Genomic DNA, 22462 nt, shown 5'->3' with positions numbered 1-22462 from the left:
GAGGTTTTTCAACTCGGGTAGGATCGACGTACTCGTAAAATATATTAAACAGAGGCAGCAGGATGGCGAACACCCAATATCCAGAGTCTTATTACGCTGCGTCGGCCAATGCCGTACCACCACGCCCTGTGCTGCAGGATGATGTGGAGACGGACGTCTGTGTGATCGGCGCCGGGTATACCGGGCTGTCGTCCGCCCTGTTCCTGTTGGAGAACGGTTTTCGCGTAACCGTGCTGGAAGCGGCGAAAGTCGGTTTTGGCGCTTCAGGCCGAAACGGCGGGCAGATCGTCAACAGCTATAGCCGCGACATAGACGTCATTGAACGCACGGTCGGCCCCAAGCAGGCGCAACTGCTCGGCGAAATGGCCTTTGAAGGCGGCCGGATCATTCGCGAGCGCGTGGCCAGATACAACATCCAGTGCGACCTGAAAGATGGCGGTGTATTCGCCGCCCTTTCCGCCAAACAAATGGGCCACCTGGAATCGCAAAAGCGCCTGTGGGAACGCTTTGGCCACACCCAGCTGGAATTGATGGACCAACGGCGCATCCGTGAAGTGGTGGGTTGCGATCAATACGTCGGTGGCATGCTCGATATGAGCGGCGGCCACATCCATCCGCTGAATCTGGCGCTCGGTGAAGCAGCGGCAGTCGAGTCTCTCGGCGGCACCATCTATGAGCAATCACCTGCCGTGCGCATCGAGCGCGGGGCCAATCCGGTTGTGCATACACCGCAAGGCAAGGTCAGGGCCAGGTTCATCATCGTCGCCGGCAACGCCTATCTTGGTAATCTGGTGCCCGAACTGGCGGCCAAATCGATGCCGTGCGGCACTCAGGTGATCACCACCGAGCCCTTGGGTGATGAGCTGGCGAAAGCATTGCTGCCGCAGGATTACTGCGTGGAGGATTGCAACTATCTACTCGACTACTATCGCCTGACCGCCGACAAACGCCTGATCTTCGGCGGCGGTGTAGTCTATGGCGCTCGCGATCCGGCGAACATCGAAGCGATCATCCGCCCGAAGATGCTCAAGGCTTTCCCGCAACTCAAGGACGTGAAGATCGACTACGCCTGGACCGGCAACTTCCTGCTGACCCTTTCGCGCTTACCGCAGGTCGGGCGCCTGGGCGACAACATCTATTACTCGCAGGGCTGCAGCGGCCACGGCGTCACCTACACGCACCTGGCTGGCAAAGTCCTCGCCGAAGCGTTGCGCGGTCAGGCCGAGCGCTTCGATGCCTTTGCCGACCTGCCCCACTACCCCTTCCCCGGCGGGCAATTGCTGCGCACACCGTTTGCCGCGCTGGGCGCCTGGTATTACGGGCTGCGCGATAAGTACGGTCTATAAACACCATTGTGGCGAGGGGATTTATCCCCGCTGGGGGTGCGAAGCGCCCCCTCTTGAGCAGGAGGGGACTGCTGCGCAGGCCAACGGAGATAAATCCCCTCGCCACAGTAGATTCAGCAAGGCTTAGGATCAGAGCTGATCCCGAGCGATCCCGCTGCGAATCCGCAGGATATCCGCCAGCACCGCCAGCGCAATTTCCGCCGGGGTCTTGCTGCCGAGGTTGAGGCCGATCGGCGCATGAATCCGCGCCAGCTCCGCCTCGCTCAAACCACCAATGCGACGTAAGCGATCAAAGCGTTTTTGCGACGTCTGCAGCGATCCCATCACACCGATGTAAAACGCCTTGGTGCGCACCGCCTCCATCATCGCCAGATCATCGATACGCGGATCGTGGGTCAACGCCACTACCGCCGTATCGCGATGACAACCACCGTCGGCAATAAACACCGAAGGCAACTGTCGACGAATTTCCACGCCATTGAGCACCACACCTTCCAGCACCTCGTCGCGCGGATCGCAGAGAATCACTTCGAAGCCAAGTCCTACCGCGAACTCGGCACAGGCCTGCGCCACACTGGAGTAGCCGGCGAGCAACAAGCGCTGTGCTGCACCGATACGAATGCGCACCCGATCAATCTCACGCTCGATCCGCGCACCCTGCTCGCGGTCAGCGAAAAGAGTGCGCGCACCGCTGGCCAGATCGACTTCGCGAAGCAGACGACGTTGACCCAGCAGCGCTGATTCCAGTTCACGCAGATGCGCCTGCACCGCGCAGTCGGCGTCAAGTTTTTCCACCAACACATCGAGAATGCCACCGCAAGGCAGACTGACCCGCGAGCGCGGATCATCGCCTTCGCCGTAACGCACGACGCTGACTGCTTCGAGAAACGCACCTTCGGCAACGCGCTCAAGAAAATCCTCCTCAACGCAACCGCCCGACAGCGAACCGATCCACTGCCCGCTTTCGTTCACCGCGAGCAGCGAACCCGGCGCGCGCGGTGCCGAGCCGTAAGTGGTCAGCACCGTGCACAGCCAGATTCGCTGCCCGGCCACCGACCATTCCAGCGCCCGACGCACCACTTGCAGATCGAGATGCTGCATATCAGTGGGCCTTGCGCTCGACGCTCGGCGCGTCGGCTTGCAGCTTCTGCACTTCACTTACTGCCAGCTCAGCGCTCTGGCCGCCCCAACCCTGACGCAGGTAGTTGAGCAGATCAGTCAATTGCTCAGGACTGAGCTTTTCAGCAAAACCCGGCATCGGCTGCATGTGCTCGAACCCGGAGAACTTCTGTTCGCCGATGCCGTCATCGATCACTCGCAACAGGTTGCGCGGATCTTCCAGACGCAACGTGGTGTTGCCGCGCATGGCCACTGCGATGTGCGGTTTGCCTTCACCGCCAGCCGCGTGACAACCGGCGCAGACGTTCAGATATTCCTGACGGCCGCGCTGAGCACTCGCGCTGAGCTTGTCCAGCGGTACTTCGACGAGCTCTTTGGCAGGTGGCGGTTGCTCGCCAAGCAGGAACGTCGCCATTGCCGCCAGATCAGCATCGCTCAGACCTTGAGTGCTGTTGTGAAACACCGGGAACATTTCGTTGAACATCGTTCCTTGCGCGCTCATGCCATGCTTGAGAAACGTGCTTAGATCCTGCTGATTCCAGCCGCGCGCGGCCAGGTCGGTAGCCAGCAGGCTCGGCGCCAGATAACCATTGAGGATGCCGCCGGTCATGCGCTTGTCCATCTGCATCGCGCCGGGCAGGCCGCGTGGCGTATGGCATTCACCGCAATGGCCGAGGACGTCGACCATATACTGGCCACGCTTCCACGCCGCACTTTTGCCTTCGGCGGGCTCCAGCTTGACGTCTTTGCCGTAGAGCATGTTCCAGCCGGTCAGGCCCAGACGCACATTGAACGGAAAGCTCAGGCTGGTCACCGGCGCGGCGCGTTCGATCGGCTCGATGGTTTTCAGATACGCGTGAATCGCATCGGAATCGGCGCGCGGCATCAGGTGATACGAGGTGTACGGCATCGCCGGATACAGATTCGCACCGTCGCGCCGCTTGCCTTCGGTCAGCGCAGCGAAGAACTCGTCATCGTTGTACAGACCGATGCCGTGCTCTTTGCTCGGGGTGATGTTGGTGCCGTAGATCGTGCCGAATGGCGAGACGATCGGCAGGCCGCCGGCATAGGGCGCGCCACCCGGCGCGGTGTGACAAGCCATGCAGTCAGCGGCGCGAGCGAGGTATTCGCCGCGCTTGACCTGATCATCGGCGTGGACCGCCAAAAGCGGCGCAGTCAGTCCGACCGCAAAAGTCAGGCGGGTCAGTAAACGCTTCATGCTCAACCCTCCTTGACCAGACCAAGATCGGTCAGCACGTTGCGCGTGGCGTTGTAATAACGCACGTACCCGGTGCAGCGGCAGACGTGATGGCCGAGGCTGTCCTCGATCACCTGTTCCAGCTGACTTTTGACAATCGGCTGGCGCTGCAGCTTCTCGACCAACACCGTCGCGGCGTTGACGAAGCCTGGCGCGCAGTAGCTGCACTGGAAGGCGAACTCGTCGACAAAGCGCTGCTGGATCGGATTGAGCTCAGTGACCTGGCCCTGCTCGTCGCGAGTGGCGTGGCCTTCGATGGTGCGGACTTTCTTGCCCTCGAAGTAGTGCGCGCCGGTGATGCAGGTGCGCACTTCTTCGCTGGTACCGTCGGGGTTATCGACGATCACCACGCAGGCGTGGCAGATCCCCTGACCGCAGCCCAGCCGCGAGCCGGTGAGGTTTTTGTATTCGTGCAGATAGTCGATCATCGGCAGGTCATCAGGGATGTCCACCGGGCCGACGGATTGACCATTGAGGGTCAGTTGAAGCGGACGGTTAGCCATTGAGGGCCTCCTTGATGCGCGCAGCGGTGATAGGCAAGTCACGAACACGTTTACCGATGGCATGCGCCACGGCGTTACCGATGGCACCGACAATCGGGATCATCACCACTTCGGCGATGCCCTTGGACGGATCGCTCGGCGACAGCGGCGGCAGGATCTCCGCAGTCTGCTTCCACACCGCTACGTGACGGGCCATCGGCAGACGGTAACGGTTGAAGTTCCAGTCACCCTCCCCCGGCCCGCCTTCGTACAGCGGCATCTCTTCCATCAGCGCATGACCAATACCCATGGCGATACCACCTTCGAGCTGGCCCTTGACCAACTCTTCAACCAGCACGCGACCGCACTCGATCCACGAATGGTGGTTGAGCACTTCGACTTCCGCCGAGCCTTTGTTGACCTTCAGCTCGACCAACGTGGCGACCGGGCTGTAATAGGTCACGGCAGCGTTGTTCAACTGGACTACCGGGTAGTTGACGTTCTGCCGATCGAGCAGGTGGAAGCCGGCACTGTTCATCTGTGCTTTCTTCGCTTGTGGCGCGCCATCGCCGTATTTCACCGCCAGACCGTCGAGCGGCAAGCGCTCGCGCACGCCGTCGATGCTGTACTCGGCCTCGGCCCAACTCCAACGGTTGAAACCGTGCACCGTGGCGCCCGTCACCAGACCGCGTTCGTGGGCGCGTCTGGCCAGTTCTTCGAAACTCAGCGGCTGCATGCCGTTGGCGGTCAGCTTGCCGTCGACCCAATGCGCATCTTCGCGACGCACCACGTAAGGGTTGGCCTGGCCGCCGTACGGACCCTGACGCCAGATCTCCAGTGCCGCCGGCCACAACCCGTGGTTGAACAGCACACGCGCCGCTTCACGGGTTGCATGGCTGAAGTAATAGGCGGAGTTGGTCGCCGAAGACGCCGACGCCAGCTTGCCGACCCAGCGCGGGTTGCGCAGCAGATTGTCCTGTTCGGCCTGACTCATGATGTACGGGTTGCCGCTGGTGATCAGCTGCATTTCCTGCCACTCGGTTTCGCCGGTCTTCACATCATGCGCCGGGCTGCCGAGGAAATCGGCGACGACCAAGGCTTGCGAAGTGGACATGCCGGTGCCAATTTCGATACCGATGTGGCGCAGGGTGATGCGCCCGTCAGCGGTGAATTCGATGCTGGCCATCGGCGCTTCGGAGCCGGTACCGAAGTCTTTCTGGCAGATGGCGAAACCGACGCCGTACCAGTTATCCGGGTCTGCCGCTTCACGTTGTTGCTTGATCGTGTCGCGGTTTTTCCAGACTTCGTGCACCGAGGCCTTGTCGAGAATTTCGTGCAGGCGCAATGCACCGGCCGGGATTGCGCCCTGGGTATTTTTCATACCGGAACGCAGGGCATTCCTGCGGCGCAAATCGATGGCGTCGACACCCAGACGATTGGCGATCTCGTCGACCATCATTTCGGTCGCCGCCATGCTTTGCAGGGTGCCGTAACCGCGCATCGAACCCGCCTCGACCGCGCGCGAGTGATACGCGGTGACTTGCAGGTCGTTCTGCGGCATGTAGTAGATCGACTGCGCTGCGGTGGCGCCAACCGCCGCCACCGATGGGCTGTAGTTGACCCGACCGCCGCCGTCGACGCTCATTTCTGCACGGAAAATCTTGAAGGTGTAGTCGTTCTTGTCCACGGCCAACTGGTAGCGGATGTCGAACGGGTGACGCTTGATACCGCTCTGGAATTGCTCATAGCGGTCGTTGGCCAGACGCACCGGCACACCGGCGCCGTACAGCGCGGCCAGGGCTGCGTAGTAGACGAAAATGTTGTGGTCTTTGGAGCCATAGCCGACGGTATAGCCCGGGTGCATGTTCAGATTGGCCAGGCCGAAACGCGACGGCCCGATCATCTTCGCAGTCTCGGTCGCGACTTCGAGCGGGCACTGCGTCGCCACGACGAAATGCAGGGTTTTGGTTTTCGGGTCGTACCAGCCGTTGCCGTTGTCCGGCTCGAGGGCGGCCGGTTCGATCGACGGCGTCTTGTAGCGCTCATCGAACACCAGCCAGTTGTCTGGCGGCGTGTCGATCTCCTGCTTCATGCGGTCGGCGTAGAACAGACCGCGCTCGGTGAGGTTGCCATGCAGGTTCGGCGATGCGTTCCACACTGGACGGCGGTTCTTCAGCATCGGGAACAGGATCGAATCCTTGAGGCTGGCGAACTCGTCTTCGTCCGCCGAGGTCGCGCCACCGACGCGCACATAGCGGAAGCTGCCGTAGGGATCACCTTCGTAGAACGGCACTTTGGCGCCGTAACGAATCGCTTTGTCATTGAATTTGAGTTGATTCTTGGCCTGACGGAAACGCTCGAAATCGTTCCAGATCAGGATCGCCACCGGGTGACCGATGAACATCGGCACTTTACCTTCCGGCAGCAATGGATCAGGCGCGTGCTCTTCGGGGAAGACGATACCGTCCTTGTCCAGATCGGCAGCGGTAACGATGCGGTCTGGCTGCAGATCAGCGCCGAGCCACGACAGGTCGTAACCTGCGTAGATACGGTCGGCCTTGATGGTTTTCAGCAGCATGGCGTGGCCCTGTTGCTCAGGCCAGCCAGGCATGTCCTTGGCGCGGATGTCGCGGGCAAACACCTTGCTGCCGCAGACCTTGGACAAGGCATCGTTGCGTTGACGGGCCTTGCCGTTATTGCCGAGCCATTTCTCGGACGGCACGGTGACGCTGTTTTCCATCAAGGCAGCCAGCGCCTGACTGCTGAGCGGCGTAAGCGTAACGCTCACACCCGCCACCAGCCCGCCCTGGAGGAACGAGCGCCGGGATATTTCACGGTTGGACATGGATCATCCTCTGGGCGGTTATAGGTCCGCCCTTGTGGTTATCTACTGGGGATCTCGAGTCGTGCAGAAGCTCTTTCTGGCGAAGCAAAGAGCTGTGTTGACAGTGCAAAGCTGACCGAAAGGTTAACTTTAAAGGTTTCTGCGCCCACAGCAAACAACCAGTTACAAAAACCTGACTAAATAATCAAAAAATCAATGCGACGTAGCACCGCAGAAGGCTTGCAGAGATTCTTGTAGGAGCTGTCGAGTGAAACGAGGCCGCGATCTTTTGATCTTGCTTTTTAAAATCAAGATCAAAAGATCGCAGCGTGCCGCAGCTCCTACAGGACGATTTGCGTAGGAGTTCGAGAGAGGAATAGCTAAATTTCAGACACAAAAAACCCCGGTCTTTCGACCAGGGTCTTTGCTATCGATCCGATTCGGCCAAAGGCCTATTTCGGCGCTTCAAGGCGTTCAGTGGTCCTTGAAACAGATATGGCGCAGCGGACGGGACTCGAACCCGCGACCCCCGGCGTGACAGGCCGGTATTCTAACCGACTGAACTACCGCTGCGTATCGCTTTGAGCTTGCGCTCAAGTAACTCGTTTTGATTGCCGGCTTCGGTGCCTTGCAATCGCGAACCAGATGAATCTGACTCGTAAATATGGCGCAGCGGACGGGACTCGAACCCGCGACCCCCGGCGTGACAGGCCGGTATTCTAACCGACTGAACTACCGCTGCGCGTCGGTGCAGGCACTTTCAGCCTACTCTCTTGCTTGCGCAAGCTTCTCGGGAGTGGTGGGTGATGACGGGATCGAACCGCCGACATTCTGCTTGTAAGGCAGACGCTCTCCCAGCTGAGCTAATCACCCGTTTGCATCTCCGAGGCCGCGAAATTTACGCAGGTGGCGAAGCTAAGTCAATAGCAGGATTGGAGTTTTTTTAAAAAACGGGTTTTAGCTGCAAGCTGCAAGAAAAAGCAGGATCACCTAAAGCAGGCACACCAGCGTCTTGTTTTAACTTGCAGCTTGCAGCTTGCAGCTGCCTTTCACTGCTCGTAAATCATTTTCTTGGTCATGCCGCCATCGACGACGAATTCCTGCCCGGTGACAAATCCCGCATTGCGCGACAGCAACCACGCCACCATCGCCGCCACGTCTTCGACCGTCCCCACCCTGCCCGCCGGATGCTGGGCGTGATCGGCATCGGCCAACGGTTCGGCGCGACGCACCGAGGGATCACGCGCATCGATCCAGCCAGGACTGACTGCGTTCACGCGGATTTCCGGTCCAAGGCTGATTGCCAGCGCATGGGTCAGCGCCAACAGCCCACCCTTGCTCGCCGCATACGCCTCGGAGTCCGCCTCCGACTGTCGCGCACGGGTCGAGGCCAGATTGACGATCGAACCGTTGTGCGCACGCAGATAAGGCACACAGTGCTTGGCCAGCAACATCGGCCCGCTCAGATTCACCGCCAGCACCCGATTCCAGTACGCCAGATCGAGGCTTTCCAGAGTGATGTTGTGCGGATCGGCCACCGCCGCGTTGCAGACCAGCGCATCAAGGCGACCAAACTGCCCCAACACCTCGGCCACGCCCAGTGCGACCTGATTTTCCTCGGCGACGTCCATGGCGATGAACCAGGCGTTTTCGCCGAGCACCTTCGCCACTTTCGAACCACGCACCCGATCAAGATCGGTCAGCACCACTTGCCAGCCTTCGCTGATCAGCCAGGCGGCAATTCCGAGGCCGATACCGCGTGCAGCGCCAGTGACCAGCGCCACGCGGCCATGGGTATTGGCCGCCGGTGTGGACAACTCGATCACAATGCCGCCAGACCGCGCGCCAGGTCAGCCTGCAGGTCAGCGACATCTTCCAGACCAACCGCCACGCGGATAAGGCTGTCGCGAATCCCCGCCGCTTCACGCTCCTGCGGCGCCAGACGGCCGTGGGAGGTGGTGCTAGGATGGGTGATCGTGGTTTTGCTGTCGCCGAGGTTGGCGGTGATCGAAATCAACCGAGTAGCATCGATAAAGCGCCAGGCGCCTTCTTTGCCGCCCTTGACCTCGAAGCTGACCACCGCACCAAAACCCTTCTGCTGGCGCTGGGCCAACTCGTGCTGCGGATGGCTCTTGAGGCCGGCGTAATGAACTTTCTCGATGCCGTCCTGCTGCTCCAGCCATTCGGCCAGCGCCTGAGCGTTGGCGCAATGCGCTTTCATGCGCAGGTTGAGGGTCTCGAGGCCTTTGAGAAAGATCCACGCGTTGAACGGGCTGAGGGTCGGCCCGGCGGTCCGCAGGAAACCTACCACTTCTTTCATCTGTTCACCGCGACCGGCGACAACGCCGCCCATGCAGCGGCCCTGACCGTCGATGAACTTGGTCGCCGAGTGCACGACAATGTCCGCGCCGAGCTTCAGCGGCTGCTGCAACGCCGGGGTGCAGAAGCAGTTGTCGACCACCAGCTGCGCGCCCTTGGCATGCGCGATTTCAGCCAGGGCGGCGATATCCACCAGCTCGGCCAACGGGTTGGACGGCGACTCGACAAAAAGCAGTTTGGTGTTGGACTTGATCGCAGCGCCCCAGGCCGACAGATCGGCCAGCGGGACGTAATCGACTTCGACGCCGAAGCGTTTAAAGTATTTCTCGAAGAGGCTGATGGTCGAGCCGAACACGCTGCGCGACACCAGCACATGATCGCCAGCACTGCACAGGCTCATCACCACCGCCATGATCGCGGCCATGCCGGTTGCCGCGGCGACGGCTTGCTCGGCGCCCTCCAGCGCGGCAATGCGTTCTTCAAACGCCCGCACGGTCGGGTTGGTGTAGCGCGAATAGACGTTGCCAGGCACTTCGCCGGCAAAGCGCGCCGCTGCATCGGCAGCGGTGCGGAACACGTAACTGGAGGTGAAGAACATCGGGTCACCGTGTTCGCCTTCCGGCGTGCGGTGCTGACCGGCACGGACGGCCAGGGTATCGAACGCTACGCCTTCGAGGTCGCTGTCCAGCCGACCGGCATCCCATTCCTGACTCATGCTGTCTCTCCTTGCTGTTCTCGAACAATAAATATCAGATACAAAACCGGCCCCTCAGGGCCGGTGGAAACTCAGTTGTTGTACAGATCGATGATCGCACTGACTGCCTGGGTCTTGACCTTCGAGGCATCGTTGCGCGCCTGTTCGATCTTGTTCAGGTAAGCCTCGTCGACGTCACCGGTCACGTACTTGCCGTCGAACACTGCGCAATCGAAGTGCTCGATCTTGATCTTGCCGCCGCCGACCGCTTCGATCAAGTCAGGCAGATCCTGATAGATCAGCCAGTCTGCACCGATCAGGTCGGCCACGTCCTGAGTCGAACGGTTGTGCGCGATCAGTTCGTGGGCGCTCGGCATGTCGATACCGTACACGTTCGGGAAGCGCACCGCAGGTGCCGCCGAGCAGAAGTAGACGTTTTTCGCGCCGGCTTCGCGGGCCATCTGAATGATCTGCTTGCAGGTGGTGCCGCGCACGATCGAGTCATCGACCAGCATGACGTTCTTGCCACGGAATTCCAGCTCGATGGCGTTGAGCTTCTGGCGTACCGACTTCTTGCGCGCAGCCTGGCCCGGCATGATGAAGGTGCGACCGATGTAACGGTTCTTGACGAAGCCTTCGCGGAATTTCACGCCCAGGTGATTGGCCAGTTCCAGCGCAGCGGTACGGCTGGTGTCGGGAATCGGGATGACCACGTCGATGTCGTGCTCAGGACGCTCGCGCAGGATCTTCTCGGCAAGCTTCTCGCCCATGCGCAGACGTGCTTTGTACACCGACACGCCGTCGATGATCGAGTCCGGACGCGCCAGGTAGACGTGTTCGAAAATGCACGGGGTCAGCGACGGGTTGGTTGCGCACTGACGGGTGTGCAGCTTGCCGTCTTCAGTGATGTAGACCGCTTCACCCGGGGCCAGGTCGCGAATCAGGGTAAAACCGAGCACGTCCAGCGAAACGCTTTCCGAGGCGATCATGTACTCGACGCCTTCGTCGGTGTGACGCTGGCCAAACACGATCGGGCGGATGCCGTGCGGATCGCGGAAACCGACGATGCCGTAACCGGTGACCATCGCCACAACGGCGTAGCCACCAACGCAACGGTTGTGCACGTCGGTCACGGCGGCGAACACGTCTTCTTCGGTCGGCTGCAGCTTGCCGCGCTGGGCCAGCTCGTGGGCGAACACGTTGAGCAGCACTTCCGAATCGGAACTGGTGTTGACGTGACGCAGATCGGATTCGTAGATCTCTTTGGCCAACTGTTCAACGTTGGTCAGGTTACCGTTGTGCGCCAGTGTGATGCCGTACGGCGAGTTGACGTAGAACGGCTGGGCTTCGGCCGACGTCGAGCTGCCGGCAGTCGGGTAACGGACGTGGCCGATACCCATGTGGCCGACCAGACGCTGCATGTGACGCTGCTGGAACACGTCACGCACCAGGCCATTATCCTTGCGCAGGAACAACCGGCCATCATGGCTGGTCACGATACCGGCAGCGTCCTGGCCGCGGTGCTGGAGCACGGTTAGCGCGTCATACAGCGCCTGATTGACGTTCGACTTACCGACGATACCGACGATGCCACACATGCGACGCAACCCCTACTTAATGGATCTGAACTGAACAGCACTCACTGAGGCGTTTTCGCCGTCGGCAAGAGCTGCTCCTTGAACGGAATCTCAGCGGGTACGCTGATTCCGCTGGCAAGCCACTGACTGCTCCACCCCAGTATCAGGTTTTTGGACCAGTCGGCGACCAATAGAAACTTGGGCACGAGCTGTGATTCTTTCCACCACCCGTCCTGCTGTACCGGCCCCAGGCTCAACAGCCCGACCGCCACGACCACCAGCAACACGCCACGCGCTGCGCCGAAGGCCATGCCGAGGAATCGATCGGTCCCGGACAACCCGGTGACGCGAACCAACTCGCCGATAAGATAATTGATCATTGCGCCCACGATCAGTGTGGCGACAAACATGATGGCACAGCCCGCGATCACGCGAGCCGATGGGGTTTCGATGTATCCGGCGAGGTACTCGGACAGTGAGCCACCAAACATCCAGGCAACCGCTCCTGCGATGATCCAGGTCAGCAGCGATAAAGCTTCCTTTACGAAGCCGCGGCTCAGACTGATCAAAGCGGAGATGGCGATGATTGCAACGATCGCCCAGTCAACCCAGGTAAATGGCACAGTGCAGCCTACAGACGGATAAGGCGGCGCATTTTAGCAGAGCGCATGGCTGTCGGTAAGCTGCGATTGTCAGTGCTTTTCAATCGAGGTGATAGATTTCAGCCACGTTCAGGCTGAAAACGGACAACGAAGCCCTTGAGGTTCTGCTGACGACTCAGCAGATCACGCAGACGATCGGCTTCGGCACGCTCGATCAGCGGACCGACGAACACCCGATTCTTGCCATCGGCAGAACGAATGTAGGCGTTATAACCCTGGCTGCGCAGGTTCTTCTGCAGGCTCTCGGCGCTGGCGCGGCTCGACAGACTGGCCAGTTGCACCGACCAGCTCACCGACAGACCGTTGGCATCGACGCGGCTCTGCGTGGTGTCAGGCTTGCTGGTTGCGGATGTGATCGGCTGAGCCGGCGCCGGAATCGGCTTGGCCACCGGTGGCGGCGTTGCCGGACGGGCTATCTGCGCAGGGATGGTCGGTGCTGGCGCAGCCGGTGCAGCCGGGGCCGCAGGCACCGCTTCTTCAGCGACTTCTTCGTCAGTCGGCACAGGCTCTTGCGGCAAGGCTTGCGGCTCGGGCACAGCCACCGGGTCAATTTGCACCTGCGGCATGGCCGAAGGCTGAGGCGCAGCCGGGGCCTCGACGGTCACCTGACGCTGCTCGTCCTGACGGGAAAACAGCATCGGCAGGAAGATCACCGCCAGCGCCACCAGCACCAGCGCGCCAACCATGCGCTGCTTGTACGCTTTATCCAGCAAAGCCATTTGCCGCTTCCTCCGTGGAGCGCCGGGCCAGCCATTCAAGGGCCTCGGCGACACAATAAAATGATCCGAACAAGAGAATCTCGTCGTCGCTGGTCGCAATCGCGCACTGCCCTTCCAGAGCGGCCGCCACGCTGGCATAGGACGTAACCGAAGCACCAAGGTTCTGCAGCGCGGCCTCAAGCTCAGCCACCGGACGCGCGCGCGGCGAATCCAGCGGCGCGACAGCCCAATGCGCGACACTAGCATTCAATTCGCCAACAACACCATCCAGATCCTTGTCCGCCAGCAGGCCGAATACCGCCAGGCGCTCGCCCGCCGGGGGCCGCGCAGCCAGACGCCGAGCGAGATATTCAGCGGCATGCGGATTGTGACCAACATCAAGCAACAGGTTCAGGCGCTTGCCATTCCATTCGAATGACCGACGATCGAGGCGCCCAACCACGCGCGTCGCCTGCAACGCCGCGACAATCTGTTCGGCATTCCACGGCAAACCTGTCAGCAGATAGGCTTGCAGCGCCAGCGCGGCGTTTTCCATCGGCAGATCGAGCAGCGGCAAGTCGCGCAACTCGACCACTTGGCCCAGGGCATCGGTGCCGCGCCATTGCCAGTGTTGGTCAGTGATGCCGAGATCGAAATCGCGTCCACGCAGAAAGAATGGGCAAGCCAGTTCGTGCGCCTTGTCGAGCAGTGGTTGCGGAGGATTCAGGTCGCCACACAGAGCAGGCTTGCCCTGGCGGAAAATTCCGGCCTTCTCGAAGGCCACGGATTCGCGGGTATCGCCCAGATAATCGGCGTGATCGACGCCAATGCTGGTGACCAGCGCAATATCGGCATCGACTACATTGACGGTATCCAGACGCCCGCCCAACCCGACTTCAAGCACCACAGCGTCAAGCGCCGCCTGCTGGAACAGCCAGAACGCTGCCAGAGTGCCCATTTCGAAGTAAGTCAGGGAAGTCTCGCCGCGGCCCGCCTCGACCGCAGCAAAGGCTTCGCAGAGCTGCGCGTCAGTGGCTTCGACGCCGTCGAGCTGCACCCGCTCGTTGTAACGCAGCAGGTGCGGAGAATTGTAGACACCAACGCTCAGGCCCTGCGCACGCAGCAATGAAGCCACGAACGCGCAGGTCGAGCCCTTGCCGTTGGTGCCGGTGACCGTGATCACCCGAGGCGCCGGCTGGCCCAGCCCCATGCGGGACGCTACCTGTTGCGAACGCTCCAGGCCCATGTCGATGGCCGACGGATGCAACTGCTCAAGGTAGGCGAGCCATTCACCAAGGGTGCGCTGGGTCATACGTTGGCAGGCACCGGCGGCACCACGATCGGTTCGATCGGCGCGGCGACGAACTTCGGCGTCGGCTTGCCGGTCATCTGTGCCAGCAGGTTACCCAGACGCGGACGCAGTTCCTGACGGTGGATGATCATGTCGATCGCGCCGTGCTCCAGCAGGAATTCGCTGCGCTGGAAGCCTTCCGGCAGTTTCTCGCGGACGGTCTGCTCGATCACACGCGGGCCGGCGAAGCCGATCAGGGCTTTCGGTTCGCCGACGATGACGTCGCCAAGCATCGCCAGACTGGCGGAAACGCCGCCGTAGACCGGGTCGGTCAGTACGGAGATGAACGGAACGCCTTCTTCACGCAGACGCGCAAGCACGGCCGAAGTCTTGGCCATCTGCATCAGCGAGATCAGCGCTTCCTGCATGCGTGCACCACCGGAGGCGGCGAAGCAGATCATCGGGCAGCGGTTTTCCAGTGCGTAGTTGGCAGCGCGCACGAAGCGCTCACCGACGATGGCGCCCATGGAACCGCCCATGAAGTTGAATTCGAATGCCGAAACCACTACCGGCATGCCCAGCAAGGTACCGCTGACCGAGATCAGCGCGTCTTTTTCGCCGGTCTGCTTTTGCGCGGCAACCAGGCGATCCTTGTACTTCTTGCCGTCGCGGAATTTCAGACGGTCAACCGGCTCCAGGTCAGCGCCCAGTTCGTTGCGGCCTTCCGGATCGAGGAAGATGTCGATGCGCGCACGTGCGCCGATGCGCATGTGGTGGTTGCACTTGGGGCAAACGTCCAGGGTCTTTTCCAGCTCCGGACGGTACAACACCGCCTCGCAGGATGGGCATTTGTGCCACAGACCTTCAGGCACCGAGCTCTTCTTGACCTCCGAGCGCATGATCGAAGGGATCAGTTTGTCTACTAACCAGTTGCTCATGCTTTCTTTCTCCAGTACCGGCGGCCCGAACGCTCTGGTTCGCAGCCCCGCGTATGCCCTTGAGCTAAATTCATGTGTGTGGCGATGGTTGCCGAACAGTGGCGGTCAGCGCGGAACATGACCTGCGACGATTCAGCAACCCTCAGCCGCGCCTGCTTTGTGCAAGTGCATTGATGGACGGCGGCAGACTGCCAGCCGTCACATCGACGATGTATTGCCGCGCACCGCGTTGATGAATGCGCGAATCTTGTGGTGATCCTTGATGCCTTTGCTCGCTTCTACCCCGCCGCTGACATCCACCGCGTAGGGCTTGACCCGTGCTACCGCGTCGGCAACGTTCTCCGGCGTCAGGCCGCCGGCCAGAATCAGCGGTTTGCTCAAGTGTTGCGGAATCAGTGACCAGTCAAACGCCTCGCCGGTTCCGCCAGGCACCCCTTCGACATAGGTGTCGAGCAGCACGCCACTGGCGCCGGGAAAGGCATCGCAGGCAGCAGCAATGTCATCACCCGCCTTGACCCGCAGCGCTTTGATGTACGGACGATGCCAGCCTTCACACTCCTCCGCATTTTCGTCGCCATGGAATTGCAGCAGATCCAGCGGCACCGCATCGAGGATTTCTCCGAGCTCGCAACGGCTGGCATTGACGAACAGCCCCACGGTGGTAACGAACGGCGGCAGCGCCTTGATGATCGCCCGCGCCTGCTGCACGTTCACCGCTCGCGGACTCTTGGCGTAAAACACCAGGCCGATCGCGTCGGCACCGGCTTCGACGGCGGCCAGCGCATCTTCGATGCGGGTAATGCCGCAGATCTTGCTGCGAACGGCTGACATGTCAGGAAAACCTCAAGGCAAAATCCGAAAACGTCCCGGATGGTAACAAAAGCGTTCGAGGGCGTCAGCCGTCAAGTTCGGAGAAACCCGTAAGGAAATGTGGCCCGATAAAGCGCTCGGGCAACGGAAATTCGTCGTGGTACTCGACCTGCACCAGATACAACCCGTAGGGATGCGCCGTGACCCCGCCGGAGCGACGCTCGCGACTTTCCAGCACTTCCTTCATCCACTCCACCGGACGCTCACCGGCACCGATGGTCATCAGCACACCAGCGATATTGCGCACCATGTGATGCAGGAAGGCATTGGCCCGAATGTCGAGCACGATCATCTTGCCGTGACGGGTCACGCGCAGGTGATGCATCTTCTTGATCGGCGACTTTGCCTGGCACTGACCGGCCCGGAACGCGCTGAAATCGTGGGTACCAATCAGGTACTGCGCGGCCTCGGCCATACGCTCGGCGTCGAGCGGACGGTGATTCCAGGTGATTTCTTCATTGAGGTGCGCCGGGCGGATCTGATCGTTGTAGATCACATAGCGATAACGCCGGGCAATGGCTTTGAAGCGCGCATGAAAATGCGCCGGCATGACCCTGGCCCAACTGACGCTGATGTCGTGGGGCAGATTGATGTTGGCGCCCATGACCCAGGCTTTCAGCGAGCGATCAACCTGGGTGTCAAAGTGCACCACTTGGCCGCAGGCATGCACGCCGGCATCGGTACGCCCGGCGCATTGCAGGGAAACCGGCGAATTGGCGACTTTCGACAGGGCTTTTTCAAGCTCTTCCTGCACCGTCGCCACTCCGGTCAGCTGCCGTTGCCAGCCGCTGTAGCGCGAGCCTTTGTACTCAACGCCCAGCGCGACGCGGTAAAAGCCGTCGGGCGCCATTTCGGCGACCGGGTTATCTATGTTTGCCAAGGTGGGACAGCCTGCTGATTTGCAAAGGCGGGCATTATAAGGCGGTGGGCCGGGGATGCCAGAGTTCTCTATCGGCAGTACCGCCCCCTTCGCGAGCAGGCTCGCTCCCACATTTGCAATGCGCCCCCCTGTGGGAGCGAGCCTGCTCGCGAAAGCAATCGATCAAACACCGCCGAATCCGGCACAAACAAAAACGGCAGCCCCACCGGGCTGCCGCTTATTGTTTACCGCTGAACCTACGCCAGGTTGGAAAGCATGTCCTTGGCCTCGCCCCGCTGCTTCTCGTCACCCTCGGTCAACACTTCGTTGAGGATGTCACGCGCACCGTCAGCGTCGCCCATGTCGATGTAAGCCTGGGCCAGATCGAGTTTGGTCGCTGCTTCGTCGGTGCCGGCGAGGAAGTCGAAATCATCTTCACCCAGGTCATCACCCAACGCTGCGTCCGCTTCGGTGAAGCTCGGTTCAGCCATGCTTTGCGACAGGCGATCCAGTTCGGCATTGACGTCGTCGAGCTCGGCCGCGAAGGCGTCCGGCTCGGCGGCTGGGTTGGTGTCCATTTCGTCGGCAAGCGACAGGTCAAAATCGGCTGGGAGTTCCAGATCGTCCTGCGGCACGTCAGCAACTACCGGCGTCTCGACCGGTGGCAAGTCCTTCACGCCGTCGTCCAGATCCAGCAGGAAGTCATCTTCAGCCAACGTGGCCGGCGATGGTTCGGCGCCCAGATCCATGTCCAGATCGAAGTCGGAAAGATCGTCGAGATTGTCTTTCATCTCGGTCTGCTCTTGCAGCACCGAAGCGAAGCTCAGATCGTCTTCGGCCGGAAACGCGTCGAGCTCGACAGGCGCCTCTGGCTCGACCCCTGGCGCAGGATCGACCGGGGTGATGTTGTCGAGGTCGTCCAGGCTCAAATCGAACGCGGTGTCGAGGTCGTCAGCGGCAGCCTCTGGCGCTTGCGGCTCGTCTTGCAGCAGTTCCTTGACGTACTGCGCGTCCAGTTCGGCAGCGACGGCGGCAGCTGCCAGCCCACCGGCAGCGACCACAGCCATGGCCGGGAAGCGGCTTTTCAGCGCTTCGACCTTGGCGAAGTTATCGCCATTGGCCACCAGTTGACGCTCTTGCGCAACGAACGCATCGCGGTCGCCCTGCTGACCGTAGACTTCCATCAGCTTCAGGCGCAGATCGCTGCGTTCCGGCTCAAGGCTGACGCCCTCTTCCAGCAGCGCGGCGGCCTGATTAAGGCGGCCGGCATTGATGTGCGATTGCGCTTTATCGAGCACATCATCAGAGCGCTCGCCGGCCGGGGCCACCAGTGGTGCGGCAATCGGCGCAGCCATCACCACCGGAGTGACGACCGGTGCAGGGGCTGGCGCAGGTGCCGGAGCTGGCGTGTTGAGCTTGACGCTGGCTGCCGGGGTTTCCAGGCCGGAGAAGCTGCTTTCCGGCAGATCCTGCTCAGCGGAGAACTCTTGCTCTTCAGCCAGAGCGCGAGCCATGCGCAGGTGCTTTTCGGCTTCCTGCTGGGCTTTGCGACGACGTGCCAGCAGCAACAGCAGAAGCAGCAGAACCACCGCACCGCCGCCGAGCAGGCCGAGCAGAATCGGATTGGTCAGCAGTTCATTGAAGGCTTTGTCGTCATCGGCGGCAGCAGACGTGGTTTCGACCACCGGCTCGACGACTGGCTCAACCGGGGTTTCCGCTGGCGGCGCGATGGCCGACTCTGGAGTCGGTGAAGCCGCTGCGGCGTCGGCCGGAGTGGCTGGCGGTGTTGCGGCCAGTTCCGCAGTGATCGCCGGCACCGGCGGCACAGCAGCAGTGGCGCCAGGCGCAGCGCCGGCGCCGTCGGCTTGCATCTTCGCCAGTTGATTGTTCTTCAGCTCGATCAGCTTTTGCAGCTTGTCCAGCTGGCTCTGCAGATCAGCCATGCGGCTTTTCAGTTCCTCGTTGTCACGACGGGTCGTGTCGAGGTTTTCCTGAGTGATTGCCAGTTTGTTGCTCAGCGCCTTGGCGTCGCCCGCCGGGCCTTTAGCGCCGGGCTTGGCGCTTTCCGCTGAGACGAGGCTCAGATTGTCCTGGGTGTTGGCCGCTGCACCGGTATTGCCACGGCCACGATTGGTCGCATCCAGCTGCTGCTGACCGGTGCCAGGCTTGCCCACATAACGACGGCCCTGACGCCAGGCTTCGTTCTGCGCCGCCACTTCAGCGATGGCAGCCGACTGCGGCAGTGCTGTGCTTTGTACCGGGTCAGGCAGACGCAGCACCTGGCCGGTTTTCAGACGGTTGATGTTGCCGTCGATAAAGGCATTCGGATTGAGCGCTTGAATCGCCAGCATGGTCTGCTGCACCGAGCCGCCGTTGCGCGCCTTCGCGGCGATTTCCCACAGGGTATCGCGCGGCGTGGTGGTGTATTGATTGCGATGGGTGGCGCCAGTGGTGGGCGCAGTGATGGTCTGCGACGGCGCCGGCTGCGCGGCGGCGTCTGCGGTCTGCGGCGAGAACTTCGACGGATCGAGCAGCACGCTGTAATCACGCAACAAGCGGCCATTGGGCCACATCACCTGCACAAGGAACTTCACCATCGGTTCCGACAGCGGTTGGCTCGAGGTCACGCGCAACACGCTTTTGCCGTTGGCGTTGAGCACCGGGGTGAACGTCAGGTCATTGAGAAAAGCCTGACGGTCGACGCCGGCCTTGGCGAAATCTTCAGGGGAAGCCAGGCTCGGCACCACTTCGGCAGCGGTGAGATCCTTGACGTCGAGCAGCTCGATTTCAGCCACCAACGGCTGGTTCAGGGTCGACTTCAGGGTCAGCTCCCCGAGCCCGAGGGCATGCGCCATACCGGAGGACAGCGCCGAGGCGGCCGCTATTGCTAACACCAGTTTGCGAACTTGAACCATAGCCTCATCCTTTGTTTGAACGTTCCTCGGCCAGCGAGAAGCTTTTGAATACCGCTGCCGTAAGGCATTGCGCGCGACGACGAGGGTCGCCGCGCGCGATCATTTCGGTGCTGCCCCGGAAAGTCCCGGAGGGTGACTCGTCATCGACGCGCTTCGGGCAAGCATAGCGCTCACCTAGAATCAGTCGACAAATTGTTGCCAAGTATCTTTTACAGCAGGTCTTTTATCAACAACTCAGCCAGTTGCACGGCGTTGAGAGCCGCGCCTTTGCGTACGTTATCTGACGTCAGCCAAAGATTTAGTTCCGCCGGGTCGTCGACGCCCGTCCGCACGCGGCCTACGTAGACCACGTCCTGCCCCACCGCATCGCCGACCGCGGTCGGATAATCGCCGGCCTCGACCAGCTCGATGCCCGGTGCAGCCTCAAGCGCGGCGTTGACCTTTTCCAAGTCAACAGCGCTGCCTGACTGCAAGGTCACGCTAAAGCTATCGCCAAAAAACACCGGGGCTTGAACGCAAGTGGCAGAAATCTTCAATAAAGGTTTCGCCAGGACCTGGCGCAGCTCTCGAACCAATCGTTTTTCCAGCAGCGTGTGGCCCTGAGCATCAGGCGTACCGACTTGTGCCAGCAGGTTGAAGGCCATCTGCCGGTCGAAGAACGTCGGTTCCAGCGGACGCATGTTGAGCAGCTCGGCGGTCTGCCGCGCGAGCTCGGTGACCGCCTCGCGGCCTTGCGCCGAAACGGCCAGATTGGCGGTGACGTTGACGTATTGCAGATCGAGCAGATCGAGCAGCGGCGCCAGCACCACCGCAAGCGTCGTAGCAGACGGGCTTGGGCTGCTGACCTGGAATGGGCTTTTCAGACTGGCGAGAATATCGGCATTGGCCTCCGGCACCACCTGTGGCGCCTGATCGGTGGACAAGGCGCCGGACAAGTCGATCAACGAGCAACCGGCAGCATGGGCGCGAGCGGCGTAGCTCAGCGACACCGCAGCGCCGGCGGCGAAGAACACCAGCCTGACCTTGCTGAAATCGAACTCGTCGACCTCGCGCACGCGGACGTTTTTGTTGCGGAAAAGCACCGAGCTGCCGGCCGATTCACTGCTGGCCAGCAGGTGCAGGTTGCCGACCGGGAAGTCGCGTTCTTCGAGAATCTGTACGAGGGTTTCGCCGACAGTACCGGTGGCGCCGATAACGGCGATATCGAAAGTCTGGGTCATGGAGCTACCTCTGGCAAAACGGGGGGAGCGGCACTTTACCGGGTGGGTGGCGCACAGGCAATTTCTGCAGGATTTGCGGCGGCTGGACCGGCCCTTTCGCGAGCAGGCTCGCTCCCACAGGGACCGCATTTCAATGTGGGAGCGAGCCTGCTCGCGAAAAAGGCAGTACAGACACCGGAGAAATCCTTGGCATAAAAAAACCCGCACCTCTTTCAAGGCACGGGCTTCTTCATTGCTTCAAGCGATCAACGCTCGAGCAGGATCCGCAGCATGCGACGCAGCGGTTCGGCCGCGCCCCACAGCAGTTGGTCGCCGACGGTGAAGGCGCCGACGAATTGCGAACCCATGTTCAGCTTGCGCAGACGACCGACCGGAACATTCAGGGTGCCGGTGACCTTGGTCGGGCTCAGCTCCTGCATGCTGATCTCGCGGTTGTTCGGTACCAGCTTGACCCAAGGGTTGTGCTGGCTGATCAGCCCTTCGATATCGGCGATCGGTACGTCTTTGTTCAGCTTGATGGTCAGCGCCTGGCTGTGGCAGCGCATGGCGCCGATGCGCACGCAGATGCCGTCGACCGGGATCGGGCTCTTGAAGCGACCGAGGATCTTGTTGGTCTCGGCCTGGGCCTTCCACTCTTCGCGGCTCTGGCCGTTCGGCAGTTCCTTGTCGATCCACGGGATCAGGCTGCCGGCCAGCGGTACACCGAAGTTTTCGGTCGGGTACGCGTCGCTGCGCATGGCTTCGGCCACGCGACGGTCGATGTCGAGGATCGCGCTGGCCGGGTCGGCCAGTTGATCGGCGACAGCGGCGTGGGTCGCGCCCATCTGCTTGATCAGTTCACGCATGTTCTGCGCGCCGGCACCGGAGGCCGCCTGATAGGTCATGGCGCTCATCCACTCGACCAGACCGGCCTCGAACAGACCGCCCAGGCCCATCAGCATCAGGCTGACGGTGCAGTTGCCGCCGATGTAGTTCTTGGTGCCCGCGTCCAGCTGCTGGTCGATGACCTTGCGGTTGACCGGGTCGAGAATGATCACCGCGTCATCGTTCATGCGCAGGCTCGACGCCGCGTCGATCCAGTAACCCTGCCAGCCGGCTTCACGCAGCTTCGGGAATACTTCGCTGGTGTAGTCGCCGCCCTGGCAGGTCAGGATCACGTCGAGGGTCTTCAGCTCGTCAATGCTGTAAGCGTCCTTGAGCGGAGCAATGTCCTTGCCCACGGACGGGCCTTGGCCACCGACATTGGACGTGGTGAAAAACACCGGCTCGATAAGATCGAAATCCTGCTCTTCCAGCATCCGCTGCATGAGCACGGAACCGACCATCCCGCGCCAACCGATCAGACCTACACGTTTCATCGCAACTACACCTTCTTGAAAAGTGGGCCGCT

At 61.2% G+C, this 22462-nt stretch carries 17 protein-coding genes and 3 tRNA genes; 1 reads left to right on the top strand and 19 read right to left on the bottom strand.

What is annotated here, in order from left to right; genetic code table 11:
- The first annotated feature begins 62 nt into the window (after nucleotides 1–62).
- The gene (locus FEE99_RS14410) at nucleotides 63–1346 is read left to right on the top strand and encodes an NAD(P)/FAD-dependent oxidoreductase (RefSeq protein ID WP_041478544.1); all 1284 of its coding nucleotides are present in this window, start codon (nucleotides 63–65) and stop codon (nucleotides 1344–1346) included.
- A gap of 129 nt (nucleotides 1347–1475) precedes the next feature.
- On the opposite strand, the gene FEE99_RS14405 is transcribed toward FEE99_RS14410, so the two are convergent.
- From FEE99_RS14405 to asd, 19 genes are all read right to left on the bottom strand, one after another.
- On the bottom strand, nucleotides 1476–2447 hold the full coding sequence (locus FEE99_RS14405) for an XdhC family protein (protein ID WP_041478543.1): 972 nt from the start codon (nucleotides 2445–2447) through the stop codon (nucleotides 1476–1478).
- 1 nt (nucleotide 2448) lies between these two features.
- Nucleotides 2449–3684, bottom strand: coding sequence for a c-type cytochrome (locus tag FEE99_RS14400; RefSeq protein ID WP_041478542.1), 1236 nt, complete (start codon nucleotides 3682–3684; stop codon nucleotides 2449–2451).
- Nucleotides 3685–3686: 2 nt separating this feature from the next.
- Nucleotides 3687–4226 (bottom strand): (2Fe-2S)-binding protein, encoded by a 540-nt coding sequence (locus FEE99_RS14395; protein WP_016773947.1) that lies wholly within the window; start codon nucleotides 4224–4226, stop codon nucleotides 3687–3689.
- The gene (locus tag FEE99_RS14390; RefSeq protein ID WP_041478541.1) at nucleotides 4219–7050 is read right to left on the bottom strand and encodes a xanthine dehydrogenase family protein molybdopterin-binding subunit; all 2832 of its coding nucleotides are present in this window, start codon (nucleotides 7048–7050) and stop codon (nucleotides 4219–4221) included. The genes FEE99_RS14395 and FEE99_RS14390 overlap by 8 nt, the downstream gene beginning before the upstream one ends.
- A 475-nt stretch (nucleotides 7051–7525) precedes the next feature.
- A tRNA-Asp gene (locus tag FEE99_RS14385) sits at nucleotides 7526–7602 on the bottom strand.
- Between the two features lie 92 nt (nucleotides 7603–7694).
- Nucleotides 7695–7771, bottom strand: a tRNA-Asp gene (locus FEE99_RS14380).
- Between the two features lie 55 nt (nucleotides 7772–7826).
- A tRNA-Val gene (locus FEE99_RS14375) sits at nucleotides 7827–7902 on the bottom strand.
- Nucleotides 7903–8078: 176 nt separating this feature from the next.
- Nucleotides 8079–8855: an SDR family oxidoreductase gene (locus FEE99_RS14370; protein ID WP_041478540.1), complete on the bottom strand. Its 777-nt coding sequence runs from the start codon at nucleotides 8853–8855 to the stop codon at nucleotides 8079–8081.
- A complete protein-coding gene (locus FEE99_RS14365) occupies nucleotides 8852–10063 on the bottom strand; it encodes an O-succinylhomoserine sulfhydrylase (protein WP_064361090.1) in 1212 nt (403 codons plus the stop codon). The genes FEE99_RS14370 and FEE99_RS14365 overlap by 4 nt, the downstream gene beginning before the upstream one ends.
- A gap of 71 nt (nucleotides 10064–10134) precedes the next feature.
- Entirely contained in the window at nucleotides 10135–11640 is a 1506-nt protein-coding gene (gene purF / locus FEE99_RS14360; RefSeq protein WP_016773943.1) for an amidophosphoribosyltransferase, read from the bottom strand.
- Nucleotides 11641–11681: 41 nt separating this feature from the next.
- A complete protein-coding gene (locus tag FEE99_RS14355) occupies nucleotides 11682–12242 on the bottom strand; it encodes a CvpA family protein (RefSeq protein WP_016773942.1) in 561 nt (186 codons plus the stop codon).
- Nucleotides 12243–12340: 98 nt separating this feature from the next.
- Complete coding sequence (locus tag FEE99_RS14350; RefSeq protein WP_041478538.1) at nucleotides 12341–13000, bottom strand: SPOR domain-containing protein; 660 nt, start codon at nucleotides 12998–13000, stop codon at nucleotides 12341–12343.
- Nucleotides 12984–14291, bottom strand: a complete 1308-nt coding sequence (folC, locus tag FEE99_RS14345) for a bifunctional tetrahydrofolate synthase/dihydrofolate synthase (RefSeq protein ID WP_041478537.1) — start codon at nucleotides 14289–14291, stop codon at nucleotides 12984–12986. The genes FEE99_RS14350 and folC overlap by 17 nt, the downstream gene beginning before the upstream one ends.
- A complete protein-coding gene (gene accD, locus FEE99_RS14340) occupies nucleotides 14288–15208 on the bottom strand; it encodes an acetyl-CoA carboxylase, carboxyltransferase subunit beta (RefSeq protein ID WP_041478536.1) in 921 nt (306 codons plus the stop codon). Before accD ends, folC begins: the two co-directional genes overlap by 4 nt.
- A 198-nt stretch (nucleotides 15209–15406) precedes the next feature.
- Nucleotides 15407–16039 (bottom strand): phosphoribosylanthranilate isomerase, encoded by a 633-nt coding sequence (locus FEE99_RS14335; RefSeq protein WP_041478535.1) that lies wholly within the window; start codon nucleotides 16037–16039, stop codon nucleotides 15407–15409.
- Nucleotides 16040–16103: 64 nt separating this feature from the next.
- Nucleotides 16104–16928: a tRNA pseudouridine(38-40) synthase TruA gene (gene truA, locus FEE99_RS14330; protein WP_016773937.1), complete on the bottom strand. Its 825-nt coding sequence runs from the start codon at nucleotides 16926–16928 to the stop codon at nucleotides 16104–16106.
- A gap of 266 nt (nucleotides 16929–17194) precedes the next feature.
- The gene (locus FEE99_RS14325; protein WP_041478534.1) at nucleotides 17195–19852 is read right to left on the bottom strand and encodes a FimV/HubP family polar landmark protein; all 2658 of its coding nucleotides are present in this window, start codon (nucleotides 19850–19852) and stop codon (nucleotides 17195–17197) included.
- A gap of 209 nt (nucleotides 19853–20061) precedes the next feature.
- Nucleotides 20062–21072, bottom strand: coding sequence for an aspartate-semialdehyde dehydrogenase (locus FEE99_RS14320; protein ID WP_041478533.1), 1011 nt, complete (start codon nucleotides 21070–21072; stop codon nucleotides 20062–20064).
- Between the two features lie 245 nt (nucleotides 21073–21317).
- Complete coding sequence (gene asd, locus FEE99_RS14315) at nucleotides 21318–22430, bottom strand: aspartate-semialdehyde dehydrogenase (protein ID WP_016773934.1); 1113 nt, start codon at nucleotides 22428–22430, stop codon at nucleotides 21318–21320.
- Nucleotides 22431–22462: the final 32 nt, after the last annotated feature.

This window comes from Pseudomonas sp. ef1 (assembly GCF_007293365.2).
In the GTDB taxonomy this organism is placed as follows: Bacteria; Pseudomonadota; Gammaproteobacteria; order Pseudomonadales; family Pseudomonadaceae; genus Aquipseudomonas; species Aquipseudomonas siliginis.
Note: the sequence above shows the minus strand (reverse complement) of the source record. Positions and strands in the feature narration are given on the sequence as shown.

Coding starts and splice junctions, on each gene's coding strand:
- folC (WP_041478537.1), bottom strand. CDS start 14,291: ATGACCCAGCGCACCCTTGGTGAATGGCTCGCCTACCTTGAGCAGTTG.
- purF (WP_016773943.1), bottom strand. CDS start 11,640: ATGTGTGGCATCGTCGGTATCGTCGGTAAGTCGAACGTCAATCAGGCG.
- FEE99_RS14325 (WP_041478534.1), bottom strand. CDS start 19,852: ATGGTTCAAGTTCGCAAACTGGTGTTAGCAATAGCGGCCGCCTCGGCG.
- FEE99_RS14395 (WP_016773947.1), bottom strand. CDS start 4,226: ATGGCTAACCGTCCGCTTCAACTGACCCTCAATGGTCAATCCGTCGGC.
- FEE99_RS14350 (WP_041478538.1), bottom strand. CDS start 13,000: ATGGCTTTGCTGGATAAAGCGTACAAGCAGCGCATGGTTGGCGCGCTG.
- FEE99_RS14410 (WP_041478544.1), top strand. CDS start 63: ATGGCGAACACCCAATATCCAGAGTCTTATTACGCTGCGTCGGCCAAT.
- FEE99_RS14365 (WP_064361090.1), bottom strand. CDS start 10,063: ATGAGTCAGGAATGGGATGCCGGTCGGCTGGACAGCGACCTCGAAGGC.
- FEE99_RS14400 (WP_041478542.1), bottom strand. CDS start 3,684: ATGAAGCGTTTACTGACCCGCCTGACTTTTGCGGTCGGACTGACTGCG.
- FEE99_RS14320 (WP_041478533.1), bottom strand. CDS start 21,072: ATGACCCAGACTTTCGATATCGCCGTTATCGGCGCCACCGGTACTGTC.
- truA (WP_016773937.1), bottom strand. CDS start 16,928: ATGGCGCCCGACGGCTTTTACCGCGTCGCGCTGGGCGTTGAGTACAAA.
- accD (WP_041478536.1), bottom strand. CDS start 15,208: ATGAGCAACTGGTTAGTAGACAAACTGATCCCTTCGATCATGCGCTCG.
- FEE99_RS14335 (WP_041478535.1), bottom strand. CDS start 16,039: ATGTCAGCCGTTCGCAGCAAGATCTGCGGCATTACCCGCATCGAAGAT.
- asd (WP_016773934.1), bottom strand. CDS start 22,430: ATGAAACGTGTAGGTCTGATCGGTTGGCGCGGGATGGTCGGTTCCGTG.
- FEE99_RS14405 (WP_041478543.1), bottom strand. CDS start 2,447: ATGCAGCATCTCGATCTGCAAGTGGTGCGTCGGGCGCTGGAATGGTCG.
- FEE99_RS14390 (WP_041478541.1), bottom strand. CDS start 7,050: ATGTCCAACCGTGAAATATCCCGGCGCTCGTTCCTCCAGGGCGGGCTG.